Origin of the sequence: Alishewanella sp. WH16-1 (assembly GCF_001441695.1) — a bacterium.
In the GTDB taxonomy this organism is placed as follows: domain Bacteria; phylum Pseudomonadota; class Gammaproteobacteria; order Enterobacterales; family Alteromonadaceae; genus Alishewanella; species Alishewanella agri.
Window position 1 is genome coordinate 1 of sequence record NZ_LCWL01000145.1, and the last position, 16,436, is coordinate 16,436.

The 16,436-nt window shown below is 50.0% G+C and carries 19 protein-coding genes; 13 read left to right on the forward strand and 6 right to left on the reverse strand.

Translation table 11 applies throughout. The annotated features are described in order from the left end of the window. The first annotated feature begins 206 nt into the window (after positions 1-206). Both AAY72_RS14965 and trmA read left to right on the forward strand, forming a co-directional pair. A complete protein-coding gene (locus AAY72_RS14965) occupies positions 207-704 on the forward strand; it encodes an RNA-binding protein (protein WP_008985215.1) in 498 nt (165 codons plus the stop codon). Positions 705-800: 96 nt separating this feature from the next. Continuing rightward, positions 801-1,889 carry a tRNA (uridine(54)-C5)-methyltransferase TrmA gene (gene trmA, locus AAY72_RS14970; RefSeq protein WP_008985214.1) on the forward strand — a complete coding sequence of 363 codons (1,089 nt, stop codon included), beginning with the start codon at positions 801-803 and terminating at the stop codon, positions 1,887-1,889. On the opposite strand, the gene fabR is transcribed toward trmA, so the two are convergent. After that, positions 1,886-2,494 carry an HTH-type transcriptional repressor FabR gene (gene fabR, locus AAY72_RS14975; RefSeq protein ID WP_008985213.1) on the reverse strand — a complete coding sequence of 203 codons (609 nt, stop codon included), beginning with the start codon at positions 2,492-2,494 and terminating at the stop codon, positions 1,886-1,888. The genes trmA and fabR overlap by 4 nt on opposite strands. A 99-nt stretch (positions 2,495-2,593) precedes the next feature. On the opposite strand from fabR, the gene AAY72_RS14980 reads away from it, so the two are divergent. Both AAY72_RS14980 and sthA read left to right on the forward strand, forming a co-directional pair. Further along, positions 2,594-3,712 (forward strand): fatty acid desaturase, encoded by a 1,119-nt coding sequence (locus tag AAY72_RS14980; RefSeq protein WP_008985212.1) that lies wholly within the window; start codon positions 2,594-2,596, stop codon positions 3,710-3,712. 60 nt (positions 3,713-3,772) lie between these two features. Further along, positions 3,773-5,233, forward strand: a complete 1,461-nt coding sequence (gene sthA / locus AAY72_RS14985) for a Si-specific NAD(P)(+) transhydrogenase (protein ID WP_193353437.1) — start codon at positions 3,773-3,775, stop codon at positions 5,231-5,233. A gap of 55 nt (positions 5,234-5,288) precedes the next feature. Here sthA and hemE read toward each other — a convergent pair whose 3' ends face one another. Next, on the reverse strand, positions 5,289-6,368 hold the full coding sequence (gene hemE, locus AAY72_RS14990) for a uroporphyrinogen decarboxylase (protein ID WP_008985210.1): 1,080 nt from the start codon (positions 6,366-6,368) through the stop codon (positions 5,289-5,291). Positions 6,369-6,634: 266 nt separating this feature from the next. After that, on the reverse strand, positions 6,635-7,435 hold the full coding sequence (gene nudC, locus AAY72_RS14995) for an NAD(+) diphosphatase (RefSeq protein WP_057788601.1): 801 nt from the start codon (positions 7,433-7,435) through the stop codon (positions 6,635-6,637). A 154-nt stretch (positions 7,436-7,589) separates the two neighbouring features. On the opposite strand from nudC, the gene AAY72_RS15000 reads away from it, so the two are divergent. After that, positions 7,590-8,075: an Rsd/AlgQ family anti-sigma factor gene (locus AAY72_RS15000; RefSeq protein WP_057788603.1), complete on the forward strand. Its 486-nt coding sequence runs from the start codon at positions 7,590-7,592 to the stop codon at positions 8,073-8,075. Between the two features lie 85 nt (positions 8,076-8,160). Here AAY72_RS15000 and fkpA read toward each other — a convergent pair whose 3' ends face one another. Beyond that, a complete protein-coding gene (fkpA, locus tag AAY72_RS15005) occupies positions 8,161-8,892 on the reverse strand; it encodes an FKBP-type peptidyl-prolyl cis-trans isomerase (RefSeq protein WP_057788604.1) in 732 nt (243 codons plus the stop codon). A gap of 104 nt (positions 8,893-8,996) precedes the next feature. Between fkpA and AAY72_RS15010 the strand changes: the two genes are divergently transcribed. Further along, the gene (locus tag AAY72_RS15010) at positions 8,997-9,974 is read left to right on the forward strand and encodes a WD40 repeat domain-containing protein (protein ID WP_057788606.1); all 978 of its coding nucleotides are present in this window, start codon (positions 8,997-8,999) and stop codon (positions 9,972-9,974) included. After that, entirely contained in the window at positions 9,967-10,194 is a 228-nt protein-coding gene (locus AAY72_RS15015; protein ID WP_008950776.1) for a SlyX family protein, read from the forward strand. The genes AAY72_RS15010 and AAY72_RS15015 overlap by 8 nt, the downstream gene beginning before the upstream one ends. A 33-nt stretch (positions 10,195-10,227) precedes the next feature. On the opposite strand, the gene AAY72_RS15020 is transcribed toward AAY72_RS15015, so the two are convergent. Further along, positions 10,228-10,434 (reverse strand): YheV family putative zinc ribbon protein, encoded by a 207-nt coding sequence (locus AAY72_RS15020; protein WP_057788608.1) that lies wholly within the window; start codon positions 10,432-10,434, stop codon positions 10,228-10,230. 96 nt (positions 10,435-10,530) lie between these two features. On the opposite strand from AAY72_RS15020, the gene AAY72_RS15025 reads away from it, so the two are divergent. From AAY72_RS15025 to AAY72_RS16785, 3 genes are all read left to right on the forward strand, one after another. Beyond that, positions 10,531-12,441: an ATP-binding cassette domain-containing protein gene (locus tag AAY72_RS15025; RefSeq protein ID WP_057788610.1), complete on the forward strand. Its 1,911-nt coding sequence runs from the start codon at positions 10,531-10,533 to the stop codon at positions 12,439-12,441. Positions 12,442-12,455: 14 nt separating this feature from the next. Next, positions 12,456-12,968, forward strand: a complete 513-nt coding sequence (locus AAY72_RS15030; protein ID WP_057788612.1) for a TIGR02444 family protein — start codon at positions 12,456-12,458, stop codon at positions 12,966-12,968. Positions 12,969-13,046: 78 nt separating this feature from the next. Then, complete coding sequence (locus AAY72_RS16785) at positions 13,047-13,187, forward strand: DUF3149 domain-containing protein (protein WP_141686150.1); 141 nt, start codon at positions 13,047-13,049, stop codon at positions 13,185-13,187. Between the two features lie 32 nt (positions 13,188-13,219). Here the strand turns inward: AAY72_RS16785 and fdxA are convergent, their stop codons facing one another. Further along, a complete protein-coding gene (fdxA, locus tag AAY72_RS15035) occupies positions 13,220-13,543 on the reverse strand; it encodes a ferredoxin FdxA (protein WP_057788614.1) in 324 nt (107 codons plus the stop codon). A 137-nt stretch (positions 13,544-13,680) separates the two neighbouring features. On the opposite strand from fdxA, the gene AAY72_RS15040 reads away from it, so the two are divergent. The 3 genes from AAY72_RS15040 (at position 13,681) to AAY72_RS15050 (ending at position 16,369) form a co-directional block, all read left to right on the forward strand. After that, positions 13,681-15,306, forward strand: coding sequence for an NAD(P)/FAD-dependent oxidoreductase (locus AAY72_RS15040; protein ID WP_057788616.1), 1,626 nt, complete (start codon positions 13,681-13,683; stop codon positions 15,304-15,306). A gap of 114 nt (positions 15,307-15,420) precedes the next feature. Continuing rightward, complete coding sequence (locus AAY72_RS15045; RefSeq protein WP_008985200.1) at positions 15,421-15,732, forward strand: hypothetical protein; 312 nt, start codon at positions 15,421-15,423, stop codon at positions 15,730-15,732. A 76-nt stretch (positions 15,733-15,808) separates the two neighbouring features. Next, positions 15,809-16,369, forward strand: a complete 561-nt coding sequence (locus AAY72_RS15050) for a CBS domain-containing protein (RefSeq protein WP_008985199.1) — start codon at positions 15,809-15,811, stop codon at positions 16,367-16,369. Positions 16,370-16,436: the final 67 nt, after the last annotated feature.

The window sequence follows — 16,436 nt, forward strand, 5'->3', positions numbered from 1 at the left end:
AGTTTTAACGAGGCTGCAAGCGGATATTTATAAAAAAAATTGATTACAGCACTGTTTGCTTATTAAAGCCTCATTTTGGTTATTTTTATAGCCGTAGCATATTAAAACAACTGATATTACTTGTTGGCTGTTCAGAAAATAGTCGTTAAGATAGAGTGGCTTTATATAACAAGAATCATTTTTCAACTAAGCTGCAGGAATTCATTATGTCATCTATGTTACGCGCATCCCTTCCTTATACACTGGCACTTGCTGTTATCGCTTTTTTAGTTTTTAACTTTGCCGTGACCTTACCCTTGTCGTCTGGCTGGGCATTTATTGCTGGCGTTCTTACATGTGGCATTCTGGTGCCTATTCTGGTCGATGTAAAAGGCCCGGCTGTTAGCGCTGAAATTTCTACTCAGGAAATCCCCAACAACGACTTTAGCGGTGAGACTGCAACCTTATATGTGGGAAATCTGCCCTATCGCGCCAATGAAGATGCTGTAAAAGCACTATTCAGTCGTTACGGTACTGTGGTCAATGTGCGACTGATGAAGGATCGCCAGACTGGACGTCGTCGGGGTTTTGGCTTTGTCGAAGTCGCCGCAGCAGACGCCAATCAAATGATTACCAAGCTCAATGATTTCGAATTTCAGGAACGCACATTAAAAGTGCGTGAAGCTCGTGAGCGTCAGGATGAAGATAATTCCAATGACGAGTAATTGAGGTTTAACGCCGGCATAGTGTCGGTGGTTAAATTTGGCTCTACGGTAAAAAGCGCTTAAAATAGCGCTTTTTTCTTGCATACTGAGAGTCGAATGTCGTTAGGTCAGGTATTTCCCGCACAATATGAACAGCAACTTGCCGATAAAGCAATTAGGTTGCAACAGTTATTACAAGCTTTGCCCTTACCGACATTACAGCTTTATCGTTCTGCCGATTCGCATTTCAGACAACGGGCCGAATTTCGAATTTGGCATAACGGTGACGATCTTTATCACTGCATGTTTGATCCGGCAACGAGGCAGCCTGTTCGGATAGACTCGTTTCCGGTAGCAACGAAACCGATTGCTAACTTTATGCCGGTTTTATTAAAGGCTATCCAGTTTAATCATGAATTGCGTTACCGGCTTTATCAGGCCGATTATCTGGCAACCACCAGCGGCGAGCTCCTGGTCAGTCTTATTTATAAGCGCAAACTGGATGAGCAATGGCTAACAGCAGCTCAGCAACTTCAGCAAGAATTGTCACCTCTGTATAACGTGCGCTTTATTGGCCGCGCCAGGAAACAAAAGTTGGTGGTGACGGATGACTTTGTAACCGAGCGATTTACGGTGGCAAATACTACTCTGCACTACCAACAACTTGAAGGCAGTTTTACTCAGCCTAATGCTGGCGTGAATCAACAAATGCTCAACTGGGCAGCAGATTGTGCCCGGGGTTTATCGGGTGACTTATTAGAGCTTTATTGTGGTAACGGTAATTTCTCTTTGGCATTAGCCAGCCAATTCGGACAAGTTGTTGCTACCGAACTGGCGCGCAGCTCTATTCAATCAGCAAAGTACAATATTGCGCTGAATAACATAGAGAATGTGCAAGTACTGCAAATGTCTGCTGAAGATGTTGCTGCGGCTTTGCAGCAAGGCAGCAAGCTAAAAGATCTCGACCTCTCGACTTTGCAACTTAATACCGTACTGGTTGATCCACCACGGGCAGGTTTAGATCCAGCCACGCTGGAGTTAGTCAGCCGTTTCCAATCGATTATTTATGTTTCTTGCAATCCGGAAACGCTTGCTGCCAACCTGATGGAACTGAGCAACACTCATTCCATCAGCAGGCTGGCATTATTTGATCAGTTTCCTTACACCCATCATATTGAAACCGGTGTATTGCTGACCAAAATCTAATCCGGTTGCTTGCGTCCATAACTCGCTGCGCCATGCGCCAGCCAGCGCAGCTGGGTAATGGTCCTTTTCGTCAACTGCGGATAGAGTTCTCGCGGTGCATCCAAGGCATCAGCGCCGGTGTGGAACACCAGTGTTACCATGGCTTCGGCCTGTAATTGCGCATGCTCTAGCGGACATTGAGTCTGTTTGCGCAGATAATGCGCCAGCTCAGCACAAAAATGCTGAATCTCCCGCGCAACAGCACCTCGAAAGGCAGCTGAGGTACCAGAGCGTTCACGCAACAATAAACGGAACACGTTACTGTTTTCAGCGACAAACTCCATAAAGGTTTCAACTGAGGTACTGATCACACTGCCATGTTTTTCTATGCGCAGCCGCGCCTGCCGCATCAGTTGTCGCAACATCAGACCGGCCTCATCAACCAGCGTCAGCCCCAGTTCATCCATATCAGCAAAATGACGGTAAAATGATGTCGGGGCTATCCCTGCTTCGCGCGCAACTTCACGCAAACTTAGACTGGCAAAGCCTTTTTCGGCGCTAAGCTGTGAAAAGGCAGCATTAATAATCGCCTGCCGGGTGCGCTCTTTCTGTTCTGCTCTGGTCACTATGCATCCCTTTCTTACTGCTGTTCAGCCGATTTACCTTGACCAGCCGTTAGCAGCTCGGTAAATTGGCGTACAGTTGTAAGCTCAAAGTGTGAATTCATGAAAAAACATCCAATCATCTGGACAAACGTTATCCTGTTCAGCCTGACTTTTCTGGTTGCGGCTATTGCCGTACCCTATTATGCCCTGACAGTTGGCTTTACCGCAGCAGAAATTATCGCCACTATCCTCTGTATGGGTTATTGCGGTATTTCGATTACGGCAGGTTATCACCGGCTATGGGCACATAAAACTTATGATGCTCACCCAGTTTTGCAATGGATTTTCGCTATCGGCGGTGCCTTTGCGCTGCAGAACAGCGCTATTCATTGGTCATCTGATCACCGGGTCCATCACCGTCATGTCGATAATAATGAAAAGGATCCTTACTCTGCCGGCCGCGGCTTCTGGTATAGCCATATCGGCTGGATGTTACGTGACTACCAGGGTGAGAGCTATTTTGACTATAGTAATGTGCGCGATTTGCAAAAGAACCCAATCCTGGCTTTTCAACATAAACATTACTTAGTACTGGTACTCTTGACTAATATCGGTATTCCACTGTTGCTGGGCCTGCTGGTTGGCAATATCTGGGGTATGTTACTGAGTGTTGGCGTATTACGTCTGGTATTGAGTCACCACTTTACGTTTTTTATCAACTCACTGGCGCATATCTGGGGTAAGCAGACCTATACCGATGAAAACAGTGCCCGGGATAACGGTTTTTTAGCCTTTCTGACCTATGGCGAGGGTTATCATAACTATCATCATATTTTTGAATATGATTACCGTAACGGTATTCGCTGGTGGCAGTTTGATCCCACCAAATGGCTGATTAAGACTTGCTCATACCTGAAATTAACCGGCAATTTGCGAACAGTACCGGAAGATCGGATTGCCCAGGCAGTAGCGAAAATGCAACTAAAGCGCGCCAAGGATAAAGCCCGCCATCTGCCAAACGCCGAACAACTGCTCGCCTTGCTGGAGCAGGAATATCAGCTGTTAGTGGCAAAAATTCAGGATTATTATCAACTTAAAAAAGAGCTGTTACAGCAAAAACGTAATGCCCTGGTTGATCAGTATCATGCGTCAGAGTTTATGCAGCGTTATCAGGAATTGAAGCTGCACTTACAACAGCAACAAAACCATTGGCAACGCCTGACCGCAGCCTTTAGTTAAGCGAGCGCTTGTTCCGGAAAAAAGAGGCTAACGCCTCTTTTTTTGTGTTCGATAACTGTTATGCTAATTTCCATTAGGAATTTGACAGGATTGGCTAGCGTGTCAGTAAAAGCATCGAAAAAACAACCCAGTTATGATTATGACGCCATTGTAATAGGTACCGGCCCCGGCGGTGAAGGGGCTGCTATGTATCTGGCAAAAAGCGGCAAACGCGTTGCGGCTATCGAGCGCTACCAGGCGGTGGGTGGCGGCTGTACCCATTGGGGTACCATTCCGTCTAAGGCATTACGGCACTCGGTCAGCCGCTTAATTGAATTTAACGAAAACCCGCTATTTCAGGTCGAAGAGCAGATGAAAGGGTTAACCTTTTCACAGATCCTGAAGCATGCGGCCGGGGTAATTCGCAAGCAAGTGCGGCTGCGCAGCGGCTTTTATGATCGTAATCTGGTAAAGATTTATCAGGGCGAAGCGCGTTTTATAGATAATCATACCCTCGAAATCACCCATACCGATGGCAGTAGCTACACACTTAGCGCTGAGACTATCGTCATTGCAACCGGATCCCGCCCGTACCGGCCACCGCAAGTTGATTTTAATCATCCGCGTATTTATGACAGCGATACTATTTTGTCACTGGATCACGACCCGCGGCATATTATTATTTTTGGTGCCGGGGTTATCGGCTGTGAATATGCGTCGATTTTCAGAGGTCTTGGCGTACGGGTCGATCTGGTCAATACCCGTGATCGCCTCCTGTCATTTATGGACACCGAAATTTCAGATGCGCTGAGTTATCACTTCTGGAATTCCGGCATGACCATCCGCCACGGTGAAGAACTGTCGCATGTTGAAGGCCGTGATGATGGCGTAGTTTTACACCTGCAATCGGGTAAACGGATGAAAGCTGACTGCTTCCTGTTCGCTAACGGCCGCACCGGCAATACTGAAATGCTGAATCTGGAGGCGGTAGGTCTGGCGGCTGATAGTCGCGGCCTGTTAAAAGTAAATAGTGAGTATCAGACAGCGGTTGATAATATCTATGCCGTCGGTGATGTAATTGGTTATCCCAGTCTGGCCAGCGCTGCCTATGACCAGGGCCGGTTAGCGGGAGAGGCTATTGTTAAAGGCAATCTGGACGGGCATTTGATTGCCGATATTCCGACTGGTATTTACACCATTCCGGAGATGTCCTCAGTCGGCAAAACCGAGCAGGAACTCACCGCCGCCAAAATACCTTACGAGGTCGGCCGGGCGCAATTTAAGCATTTGGCCAGAGCGCAAATCGCCAATACCAGCGCCGGCAGCCTGAAAGTGTTATTTCACCGCGATACATTAGAAATTCTGGGGATTCATTGTTTTGGGGAGCGGGCGGCGGAGATTATCCATATCGGCCAGGCCATTATGATGCAAAAGAACGGTGGTAATAATCTGAATTACTTTGTGCATACCACCTTTAACTACCCAACGATGGCCGAGGCTTATCGGGTTGCAGCGCTCAACGGGTTAAACCGCTTGTTCTGATGTTCTGAGTCTTAGCGCAGTAGCTCACTACTGCGCTATCAGCTTCACCTAAAACTTACTCGGCGATCTCTGCATTCATATGGTACATCGGACTAAGGTCCTGCACCGCCTCGATAAAGATCCCGGCATGCTCAGGATCAACATCCGGTGTAATGCCATGTCCCAGATTAAAGATATGACCTGAACCCTGGCCAAAGCCATCCAGAATAGTTTGCACTTCCTGACGGATCCGCTCAGGTGTACCGAGTAGGATCGAAGGGTCCATATTACCCTGTAACGCCACCTGATGCCCTACGCGGGCACGGGCATTGGCGATATCAGTCGTCCAGTCTAAACCTAAGGCATCACAGCCTGTTGCAGCCATCATTTCCAGCCACTGGCCACCGTTTTTGGTGAATAAAGTCACCGGCACTCTACGGCCATCCGCTTCACGGGTTAAACCGTTCAAAATTTGTTGCATATAACTGAGCGAATATTCTTGGTAATCGCGCGGGGTCAGCACCCCACCCCAGGTATCAAAGATCATCACGGCCTGAGCGCCGGCTGCAATTTGCGCATTCAGATACAGGGTCACGCTTTGCGCCAGCTTATCCAGCAGCATATGTAGCACTTCTGGCTCGCTGTACATCATCTTCTTGATGATACTAAAGGTTTTACTACCACTACCCTCAACCATATAGGTCGCTAGCGTCCAGGGACTACCTGAAAAGCCAATTAACGGCACACTACCCTGCAACTCACGACGGATAGTACGGACTGCGTCCATTACGTAACGCAGCTCCTGTTCCGGATCCGGAATGGGTAAATGTACAACATCCATAAAATCGCGGATCGGCTTACTAAATTTAGGGCCTTCGCCGACACCAAAGCTTAAACCCAAGCCCATGGCGTCAGGGATGGTCAGAATATCGCTAAATAAAATGGCAGCATCTAACGGGTAACGGCGCAAGGGTTGCAACGTCACTTCACAGGCTAATTCCGGATTCTTGCAAAGTGACATAAAATCACCGGCCTGAGCACGGGTGGCACGATACTCTGGTAAATAACGTCCGGCTTGCCGCATCATCCAAATTGGGGTTCTATCAACCGGCTGCCGCAGTAACGCCCGCAGGTAACGATCATTTTTTAGTTGCATAATTTATCCGCCATAACACCTTTTGTCGCATTCTAACAGCTTGCGGGCAGCAGCTCTATGATCTGGCGCTAAAAGCCGCACGCTTTACCTTTACGTCAACTGCAAAAAATATTCAGCTTAGGTTCATTTTTTTCAATTTCACCCTTGTGTCAGTAAAACGCATCTGTTATAACACTATTGCGCTAGTGAAGTTCTAACAACGAAGAAGCTCGATCTACGAGACCTAAAGCTCCAATTTGAAGCCACCTTGAGTGGCTTTTTTATTTTCAGTTTTTCGCCAGGCATTTCGCTTGCGCCAACGCAATCAACTGCCCGGATAGGGTTTGCAAGCCTGGCGTTTCTGGTAACTGGTCAAGCGGACACCAGTAGGCCTCAGCTATTTCCTCTGGCTGGCACTGGATCTCTCCGCCGGCATAATCAGCCAAAAAGCCGGTCATTAAAGAATGGGGAAAAGGCCACGGCTGACTGCCGACATAGTGCAAATTGGTGATATCGATCCCCACTTCTTCTTTTACTTCCCTTACTGCTGCCTGCTCCAGAGTTTCGGCCGACTCGACAAAACCCGCCAGCACCGAAAAAAAGCCGGCTTTGTGGCGGGTGGAGCGCGCCAGCAAAATCTGCTCGTCTTTTACTACGGCGACTAAGACACAGGGGGCGATACGAGGGTAACAGCGGTGGCCACAGCGGTGACAAAGCGTTGCCAGCTCCCAGTTAACCAGACGCATCGCACTGCCACACTGACCGCAAAAACGGTGTGTTTGCAAAAACAACGCGACCTGGGTCGCCCGGGCAGCAAGCTGAAACAGCGCTTCGCCCTGTTCCAATAAGGCGCGGGCGGAATGCCAATCTGCTTCATTCGGCGGCCGGTCGTCATAAACCACCAGATAACATGGCTGCAGCTGGTATTCGCCCAGTTTACAGATCATCGCGTCTGCCAGCTGCAACGGCAGAGCTGCCAGCTCCGCAAAGGGTACAGTGCCATCTGTGGTCAGAAATAACCGACCCTGACTAACAATAAACCAGTAAGCCAACTGCCCGGATGATACTTTTACACTATGTTCAATCATTACAGCCTCTGTTTTAATGCGGAGGTTTTAGCAAGAATGGCAGCATCATACTCTGCACCGCTGAGCTGACCAATAAAAAAACGGTTGATCTTTTGTTGGAAATTCTTTTAATTAGCAGTATTGCAGCAAAGTTACTGCATCTAAGGAGAGGCAAATGTACACCCGCGTACAGCAAGCGCAACAGAAGTGGGGCGGCAGCCTGAATGCGATAGACAATTGGTTGCAGGAGAGACGCGAGCTGATTGTTTGTTATTGCCGTCTGGCGGGATTACCGCCCTTCGAAAAGGATCGCCATACCATGCCCTCGCAGGACAAAATTAAAGAGTTCTGTCAGTTACTGATGGATTATTTATCGGCAGGCCACTTTGAGGTGTACGAGCAAATCGTAGCCCAATGTGCGGTAAACGGTACCGACAGTCGCAAACTTGCCGACTCGCTTTATCCGAAAATTTCGGTCTCTACTGACTTAGCACTGGAGTTTAACGACAAATATGCCGATCATCTGAGCACCCGCAGAAGCGGTTCCTTTGATTTAGAGCTTTCGGCACTGGGGCAAGCCCTGGAAGAACGGTTTGCGTTGGAGGATAAGTTAATCGATACCTTACACGCTAAACATCAATCCACCCAAACCATCGCCTGAGTAGAGATCCCGCTCTGCAAAATTCGGGGCAAAATTACCAATAAAAAAAGCGGCAACTTGCCGCTTTTTTTGCTTAAACAACTGATTACTCAGCTTTAATAATATCTAACAGCTCAACTTCGAACACCAGTACGCTGTTTGGCGGAATGGTGCCCATATCACGTTCGCCATAGGCCAGCTCTGATGGGATAGTGAAGCGGAATTTCGAGCCAACGTTCATCAGCTGTACACCTTCAGTCCAGCCTGGGATCACGCGGTTTAACGGGAACTCAACCGGTTCGCCACGATCGACAGAGCTATCAAACTTAGTGCCATCAGTCAGGGTACCGGTGTAGTGCACTTTTACGGTATCAGTGGCAGCAGGTTTAGCACCTTCTGCCGCTTGCAGTACTTCATACTGCAGACCCGATTCCGTCACTGAAACACCTTCTTTCTTGGCGTTTTCATCCAGATAAGCCTGACCAGCAGCCTTGGCAGAAGCCGCTGCGGCTTCTGCCAGCTTAGCTTGCTCAGTACGGTAGGTTTCATCTAACGCGGACAGTAACTGCTGAATATCTTCTTCAGACACTTCCGACTTACCGGCCATGCCGTCCTGCACACCACGTAAAATCAGCTCAGCGTTTAAGTCAACCGCAATTTTACCGTATTCATCAACAGTGCTTTGTAAATAACGACCTGCTGACACACCCAGACTATAGGCTTGTTTCGCCTGTTCAGTTTCTAATACCGGTGCTGGTGCGGCCTTTTCTTCTTTTTGACAGGCTGTCAGGGTCAGCAAAGCGACCGCGATCAGGGTAAATTTGGTTTTTAAGCGCATTCTTTTCTCCATAGTGCAGCCTTAAGACTGCGAAAGTATGTTTTAATAAAGGTTAGCTCGCTTAGCTATACTAACGCTTTGTGTGGATGAGGTTAACACCTGTCATGAAATATCCTGTACTTTTGCTGCTCGGTGGCCTGTTGCTGACCGCCTGCAACAAGCCGGAAACGCAACCGGTTTCCAGCTGGCCACATGTGGCACCGGGCAGTTATGCAGCAGCCATCTCAGCCGATGCCCGCTACGCTGCTGTTTCATCCATTCAGGATGGGGTTGCGCTGTGGGATCTGCAAAACAATGCCCTGCTCTATCAATGGCGGCATCAGGACAGTAGCGATAATCTGGTCTTTACGCTGGCCATTAGTGACGACAACAGTCATGTTGTAACCGCCGATCACAGTACCTTTGCCCTGTGGCGCACCGCCGATGGCCAGAACGTCGGCTATTGGCAAACCGATAACAGCAGTATCCGCGATATTGCCCTGTCTAATAACGGCGCCCATATTCTGGTTGGACGCAGCGATAACGTGGTACAACATATTACGCTTAGCAGCGGCCGGCGCCTGGACTTTCTGGGGCACAGCGAGCGTATTAACAGTGTCGCCTTATCACCGAATGGCCGCTATGCCCTGACCGGTAGCAATGATTATCAGGCGTACCTCTGGGACACTCAGACCGCACAAATCCTATATAGTTTCCCGCATCCAAGCCGGGTGACCAAAGTCGCCTTTGACCCACAGGGCCGTTATGCGTTTACCGCTGATAGTCAGCAATTAGCGCAAATCTGGGATATTCAAAGCGGGCAACGGGTGAGCTCCTTGCAAATGCTGGCCAGACAACAAATTTTTAGTGCTGTGCGTTTCAGTCAGGATGGCCGCTTTTTACTCACCGGCGCCCCAACCCGCAACCTGGTACTCTGGGATGTACAAAGTGGCCGGGAGCTGCAACGCTGGCGGGTTTCCCCCAGAGTTGGCAGTCGCCCACCCAGTGCAGTGGTACATGCCGTCGCTTTTCTGGATGAAAACCGTATAATTAGCGAAAGCTCCAGTGGCCTGGCTGAAGTATGGGAAATCCGTTATGACTGAGCAACCCTCAGCAATAGAACTACATTTGATTGAGCTGGAAAGCAAAATTGCTTTTCAGGAAGATACAATGCACAGCCTGCACGAGGAGCTGCTGGCTCATCAACGCAAGATTGAGCAACTGCAACGGCAAATTCTGCTGATGGCGCAAAAGTTACAACAATTACCGGAAGACAGCGGTATTTTGCGACCGGAAGAAGAACCGCCACCGCCGCACTATTAAGGCCACTCCGATCAAGCCAGCAACAGTGCTGGCCTATTCTGGCTTAAAGACCCCAATCACCAATTCCTTCTCGCGGGTCGATTGCACCACTTGCTGCTCTGGCTGCGCCATCTGATGCCCACAGGCCACACATTCCACCTTCTCAACATTGTTTTCAATAAACAAACTCATGGTATCGGTGGCTTTACACTGTGGGCAGGTCGCGCCAGCGATAAAACGCTTTTTCTTACGGGTGGTCATACAGGCTCCAACGGGCACAAAAAGCCGGACGAAATTTTAGTTTCAGCCGGATATAGCGTAAAATCGCCGACTTAGTTCACTGGTACAAGGTAAAACATGATCCAGCTTCAGCAGGTAGAATTAAGACGCGGTATCCAGGCACTGTTTACAGGGGCCGATCTTACCGTATTTCCGGGGCAAAAGGTGGGAATTGTCGGCGCCAACGGTTGTGGTAAATCCAGCTTATTTGCGCTGCTGCAAGGTAAATTACATGCCGATGCCGGTAATGTCAGCATTCCTGCTGCCTGGGTGATCGCAACAGTGGCCCAGGAAACGCCGGCCCTGGACTGTTCCGCCCTGGATTATGTGTTACAAGGCGAGCCTGAACTCTATCCCTTGCTGCTAAAAGCCCGCAGTCAATGCAGCGACAGCGATCTGGCAGCGGTACATCAGCAAATTGAAGCGCTGGATGGCTACCGTGCCGAAGCCAAGGCCGGTACCCTGCTGGCGGGTTTGGGATTTAGTGGCGAGATGCAGCAACAGACCGTGAAGTCGTTTTCCGGTGGCTGGCGGATGCGGATGAACCTGGCACGGGCGCTGATGCAAAAAGCCGAGCTGTTACTGCTCGATGAGCCAACCAACCACCTGGATCTGGATGCGGTACTCTGGCTGGAAAAGTACCTCAGTAACTATCCGGGCACCTTACTGCTGATTAGCCATGATCGGGATTTTCTTGATGCAGTGACCGACAATACTGTGCATATCGAACGCCAGTGTCTGACGCTGTATAAAGGCAATTATAGCCAGTTCGAGCGCCAGCGCGCAGAACAACTGGCGCAACACCAGGCGAACTTTGAAAAGCAACAGCGCCAAGTGGCGCACTTGCAACAATTTATCGACCGCTTTAAAGCCCAGGCCACCAAAGCCCGGCAGGCACAGAGCCGGATTAAAGCGTTGGAGCGGATGACCATACTGGCACCGGCGCACGTTGATTCGCCGTTTAACTTCAGTTTCCGCGAGCCACGGGCCTTACCCAACCCACTGTTAAAACTGGAACAGGTCCAGGCCGGCTACAGCGGCAAGCCCATTCTAAGCAATATTAACTTTCAGTTGCTGCCAGGTAGTCGTATCGGCTTACTCGGGCGTAATGGCGCCGGTAAATCCACACTAATCAAATTACTCAGTGGTGAGCTACCGCCACTGGCTGGTGAACTCTGGTATGCCAGTGGCGTTAGTCTTGGTTATTTTGCCCAGCACCAACTGGAAACCCTCAGACCGCAAGATTCGCCACTGCAGCATCTGGTACGACTGGACCCGCAGGTTCCTGAGCAGAAGCTACGTGATTTTCTTGGTGGTTTTGGTTTTCACGGCGACAAAGCGCTGGAACCCTGTGCGCCTTTCTCCGGCGGCGAAAAGGCACGCCTGGTGCTGGCGTTATTGGTGTATCAGCGCCCGAATTTGCTTTTGCTGGACGAACCGACTAACCATTTGGATCTGGAAATGCGCGAAGCCATCGTAATGGCGCTACAGGATTTTGCCGGTGCCATAGTAGTGGTTTCGCACGACCGCCACTTGCTGACCAGCACCACTGACGAATTTTATTTAGTGGCGAATGGCAAAGTCGCACCCTTCGATGGCGACTTGCAGGACTATTACCAGTGGCTGCAACAAGATGCCCGGCAAAGCCAGCAGAGTGCGGCACCGGAAACCGTCAGTAGCAATAGTGCTGCAGTGCGCAAAGATCAAAAACGCTTGGAGGCGGAGCTGCGTAATGTGCTGCGACCACTGAAGCTGAAAATTGACAAGCTGGAGCTACGGCAGCAACAACTGGAAACTCAGCTGGCCAGCCTGGAGCAACAACTGGCTGAGCCAACCATCTACGAAGCCGCTAACAAAGCCCAGCTAACTAAACTGCTGACAGAACAAACCCAGGCCAGCAGCGAACTGGCGCAAGTAGAAGAAAGCTGGTTTGAGGCGCAAGAGGCGCTGGAACAACAAAGCCAACTTTTCTGGCAGCAAAATCAGTAGGGACAAAGCGATCTATGCAGCAGAGGCCAGTGCAGCAAATGACAGTGCAGCAGCTTAATGCCGACGCCTTCTGGCAAGTCAGCCTGGCGTTTTACCCACAGGTGCAGCCGCTTTGCCTGCAGTTACAGGACAATTGGCAGGCCAATGTTAATCTGCTGCTGCTACTCAGCTATACCGAGCAGCTGGGCTGGCAGCTGGATGCCGCTAGTCTGACGCAGGGCTTACAGCAACTGGCACCGTTAAGTCAGCACATTACTCAGGTATTGCGCCAGTGCCGGCGAGAGCTGCCTAAACTGCCGCTGGATAGTAACCAGCAAACGGAACTAAAACAGGGACTTTTACAAACCGAGTTGGTGGCAGAACGGCTGGAGCAGCAACTGCTGTGTCACTACTTACGCTTCAAGCTGGCAAGCAACCCGGACAACCTGAGCCTATACTGCCAGCAGTTAGCCGCAACAAACGAAGCGCTACAACGGGCATTATTTGATCTGCGTCAAGCTGCCGCCCGCTTTGCCGCGGCCAGCTGAGTAACTTTGATCCAGGTCATATCAGCGCCTGCTGCCCTTGCCTACACTTCCCTCAAGCAACTTCAGGAGGGAAATCCTATGAACCTATGGCATGAGTTTTTAAACGACCCGGTAATTTTTATTTCTTTTACCGGCCTGGCCATTGTGATTGGCCTGTGCATTTTCTACGCGGTGTACTTTATGTACAAAGTCGGTAATGCTGAGGAACAAACCAAGTAAAACCAGACGGTTTAACAGGTCGGGCAGATGCCCTAATACTCCAGATGCTGGAGTTTATCGGCCACACCATTCCAGGCATCCGCATCGGCGGGTGCCGCTTTGACTTCACGGATATTCGGCCACAGCTTAACCAGCTCGGCATTTAACGCGACAAAGCCTTCCTGACCTGGCGGCAGTTTATCTTCCTGAAAAATCGCCGTGGCCGGACATTCCGGCTCGCATAAACCGCAATCAATACAAATCACCGGGTCAATAGCCAGAAAATTTGGCCCTTCAAAGAACGCATCAACCGGGCATACCGCCACACAATCGGTATATTTACATTTGATACAGTTCTCACTTACCACAAAGGCCATGGCAACTTCCTCCGCTATTTTGCGCGATCATACTGAAGCAAACGTGAAACACAACAGGAAAGCGGACAGCCGGCGTCAGATCGCGTAAAATACTGGCTTTACCGGTAAACCGGCCCGCAATCTGAGACTCGAGTGTTATGTTACGTTTAACCGAAATTAAATTACCGCTGCAGCATCAAGATGAACAGGCTGAATTGCGCGCAGCCATTCTGGCCAAACTGGGCATCAGCGACAGTGATTTAAACCATTTCAGCGTGTTTAAACGTGGCATTGACGCCCGTAAAAAATCTGATATTCAACTGATTTATACCCTGGATCTGGACGTTGCCGGCGAAGCGGCACTGCTAAAACGTTTTCAGAAAGATCCGCATGTGTCGGTTGCGCCGGATACCCGTTATAAATATGTCGCGCCAATTCCTGCCGCCGCAGCTGAACGACCAGTCGTGGTCGGCTTTGGTCCCTGTGGTTTGTTTGCCGCACTGATCCTGGCCGAAATGGGCTTAAAACCTATAGTGTTAGAGCGCGGTAAAGCCGTGCGCGAGAGAACCAAAGATACCTTTGGTTTTTGGCGTGGCCAGGCTTTGAATACCGAATCCAATGTGCAGTATGGCGAAGGCGGCGCCGGAACCTTTTCCGATGGCAAGCTATATAGCCAGGTCAAGGATCCGAAACACTATGGCCGCAAAGTGCTGACCGAGTTCGTTGCCGCCGGGGCACCGGACGAAATACTCTATGTCAGTAAGCCGCATATCGGTACTTTTAAATTGGTGTCGATGATTGAAAAGATGCGCGCCAAAATCACCGAGCTGGGTGGTGAAATTCGCTTTAGTACCCGGGTCGATCAGCTGCATATCAATAACCAGCAACTGGAAGGGGTGACGCTGCATAACGGCGACTACCTGCCCTGCCGGCATCTGGTGCTGGCCGTTGGCCACAGTGCCCGCGATACTTTTCAGATGCTGTACGATGCCGGCGTCTATATTGAAGCCAAACCCTTTTCGGTTGGCTTTCGGATTGAGCATGAACAATCCCTGATTGATGAATGCCGCTGGGGGCCAAATGCCGGCCACCCTATTCTCGGTGCTGCCGATTATAAGCTGGTGCATCATTGTCAGAATGGCCGTACTGTCTACAGTTTCTGTATGTGCCCGGGCGGTACTGTAGTTGCTGCTGCGTCCGAAGAGGGCGGCGTGGTGACCAATGGAATGAGTCAGTATTCCCGCCACGAGCGTAATGCCAATAGCGCAATAGTGGTGGGCATTGATCCGGAACGTGACTATCCGGGCCACCCGCTGGCTGGTATCGATTTACAACGTAAACTGGAACGTGCAGCCTTTGAGTTAGGCGGGGCCGACTACCATGCACCGGCACAGCTGATTGGCGATTTTCTTGCGGGTAAATCCTCTGCCGAGTTAGGTGAGGTTAAGCCCTCTTACACGCCGGGGATCCGGCTTACCGATCTGTCTGCGGTATTGCCCGACTTTGCTATCGCCGCCATCCGCGAAGCCATCCCGGCTTTTGATAAGCAGATTAAAGGTTTTGCCAAAGCTGATGGCTTACTGACCGGCGTGGAAACCCGCACCTCATCACCGATTTGTATTAAACGCGGCAAAGATTTCCAGAGCCTGAACGTGCGCGGCCTCTACCCCGCCGGTGAAGGCGCCGGTTATGCTGGCGGTATTTTATCTGCCGGCATTGACGGCATAAAGGTAGCCGAAGCGCTGGCACTGGATTTACTGCAGCAAAGTATCGCATCAGCCTGATTCGGATTTAAGTAAGAATTAGGGCGGTAAATATTTTTTATTCGCCCTCTTGTTAATTGCTGCAAAACTGGCCATTATCACTTTAGTAGTAGTAAAAGGGTCGTCGTATAGACTATGCGTTGGTTTAATCTGTTTATCGCGGTGTTTTATCTGAGCCTGTTGGTGACAACAGACGCAGGTATTACCCATGACAGCAGATTATCGCCGTTAGCTGATAGTCCTTATCAGGCATTACATGCTGAAAGTAGTCATCTGGGTCAAAGCAAGAGCAGTAATGAGCAGGAGCCAGATGAACCCGACAGCCTGAATGCAACTGTAAAAGTGCCTGGCCAAAGTCTGCTACCTACTCTTAACTCGCTGTATCAAACTCCCTGGTTATCACATCGTAGCAGCCCGGATAGCGCCCGCGCACCACCCGTAGTTTAATCGCACTTAACATCAGCTCGTTTTATTTGTTAATTCCGGCGCGGCCTCTGCGTGCCTATTAGTGTGAGAAGCTATTATGAAAACTTTATCATTATTTAATTTAGATGCTGTTGATCAATTAATCCAACCAACCGATTTTACCGAAACCTCGCTGAATTCACCGGCGCTAAGCGTGTTAAGTGACTTCAAACATAACCAGCCAACGATGATCGAGGGCAATACCTCGGCCACGCAGGCGCTGCAAATGATGCAGCTGGAACACTGTCAGTTAAAACTGGTAGTCGATGCCGACGAGCGGATGCTCGGTCTAATCCATATCGAGCAACTATCTGAACAGGCATTATTGCGGCAGGTTATTCAGGGTAATAGCCGTGATGAAATCAAGGTACGGGATCTGATGCGGCCACGTGAGCGCATCAAGGCGCTGGCTTATCAGCAACTACAAAACTGCACCATCGCCGACGTGGTCAATACCCTGCAATCGAATGGCGAGGCCTTTTGTCTGGTGGTGGACCGCGATAACCATCAGATCCGTGGCGTGATCCATGCGCAGGAGCTGGCACGGCGCTTACATATGCCGTTAGCTATCCGCCAGCAACCGACTTTTTTGCGGATCTTCGATAGTTTAACCGCTTAACCTTTCAGGTCTGCGGGCTGCTGTGTTACTCCGAGCATGGTGGCCCGCTTTTTTGTTGCCCTAAGCT

Excerpts from the sequence above, each read along its gene's own strand:
- AAY72_RS14965 (WP_008985215.1), top strand. The coding sequence starts at position 207 with ATGTCATCTATGTTACGCGCATCCCTTCCTTATACACTGGCACTTGCT.
- trmA (WP_008985214.1), top strand. The coding sequence starts at position 801 with ATGTCGTTAGGTCAGGTATTTCCCGCACAATATGAACAGCAACTTGCC.
- AAY72_RS14980 (WP_008985212.1), top strand. The coding sequence starts at position 2,594 with ATGAAAAAACATCCAATCATCTGGACAAACGTTATCCTGTTCAGCCTG.
- sthA (WP_193353437.1), top strand. The coding sequence starts at position 3,773 with ATGCTAATTTCCATTAGGAATTTGACAGGATTGGCTAGCGTGTCAGTA.
- hemE (WP_008985210.1), bottom strand. The coding sequence starts at position 6,368 with ATGCAACTAAAAAATGATCGTTACCTGCGGGCGTTACTGCGGCAGCCG.
- nudC (WP_057788601.1), bottom strand. The coding sequence starts at position 7,435 with ATGATTGAACATAGTGTAAAAGTATCATCCGGGCAGTTGGCTTACTGG.
- AAY72_RS15000 (WP_057788603.1), top strand. The coding sequence starts at position 7,590 with ATGTACACCCGCGTACAGCAAGCGCAACAGAAGTGGGGCGGCAGCCTG.
- fkpA (WP_057788604.1), bottom strand. The coding sequence starts at position 8,892 with ATGCGCTTAAAAACCAAATTTACCCTGATCGCGGTCGCTTTGCTGACC.
- AAY72_RS15010 (WP_057788606.1), top strand. The coding sequence starts at position 8,997 with ATGAAATATCCTGTACTTTTGCTGCTCGGTGGCCTGTTGCTGACCGCC.
- AAY72_RS15015 (WP_008950776.1), top strand. The coding sequence starts at position 9,967 with ATGACTGAGCAACCCTCAGCAATAGAACTACATTTGATTGAGCTGGAA.
- AAY72_RS15020 (WP_057788608.1), bottom strand. The coding sequence starts at position 10,434 with ATGACCACCCGTAAGAAAAAGCGTTTTATCGCTGGCGCGACCTGCCCA.
- AAY72_RS15025 (WP_057788610.1), top strand. The coding sequence starts at position 10,531 with ATGATCCAGCTTCAGCAGGTAGAATTAAGACGCGGTATCCAGGCACTG.
- AAY72_RS15030 (WP_057788612.1), top strand. The coding sequence starts at position 12,456 with ATGCAGCAGAGGCCAGTGCAGCAAATGACAGTGCAGCAGCTTAATGCC.
- AAY72_RS16785 (WP_141686150.1), top strand. The coding sequence starts at position 13,047 with ATGAACCTATGGCATGAGTTTTTAAACGACCCGGTAATTTTTATTTCT.
- fdxA (WP_057788614.1), bottom strand. The coding sequence starts at position 13,543 with ATGGCCTTTGTGGTAAGTGAGAACTGTATCAAATGTAAATATACCGAT.
- AAY72_RS15040 (WP_057788616.1), top strand. The coding sequence starts at position 13,681 with ATGTTACGTTTAACCGAAATTAAATTACCGCTGCAGCATCAAGATGAA.
- AAY72_RS15045 (WP_008985200.1), top strand. The coding sequence starts at position 15,421 with ATGCGTTGGTTTAATCTGTTTATCGCGGTGTTTTATCTGAGCCTGTTG.
- AAY72_RS15050 (WP_008985199.1), top strand. The coding sequence starts at position 15,809 with ATGAAAACTTTATCATTATTTAATTTAGATGCTGTTGATCAATTAATC.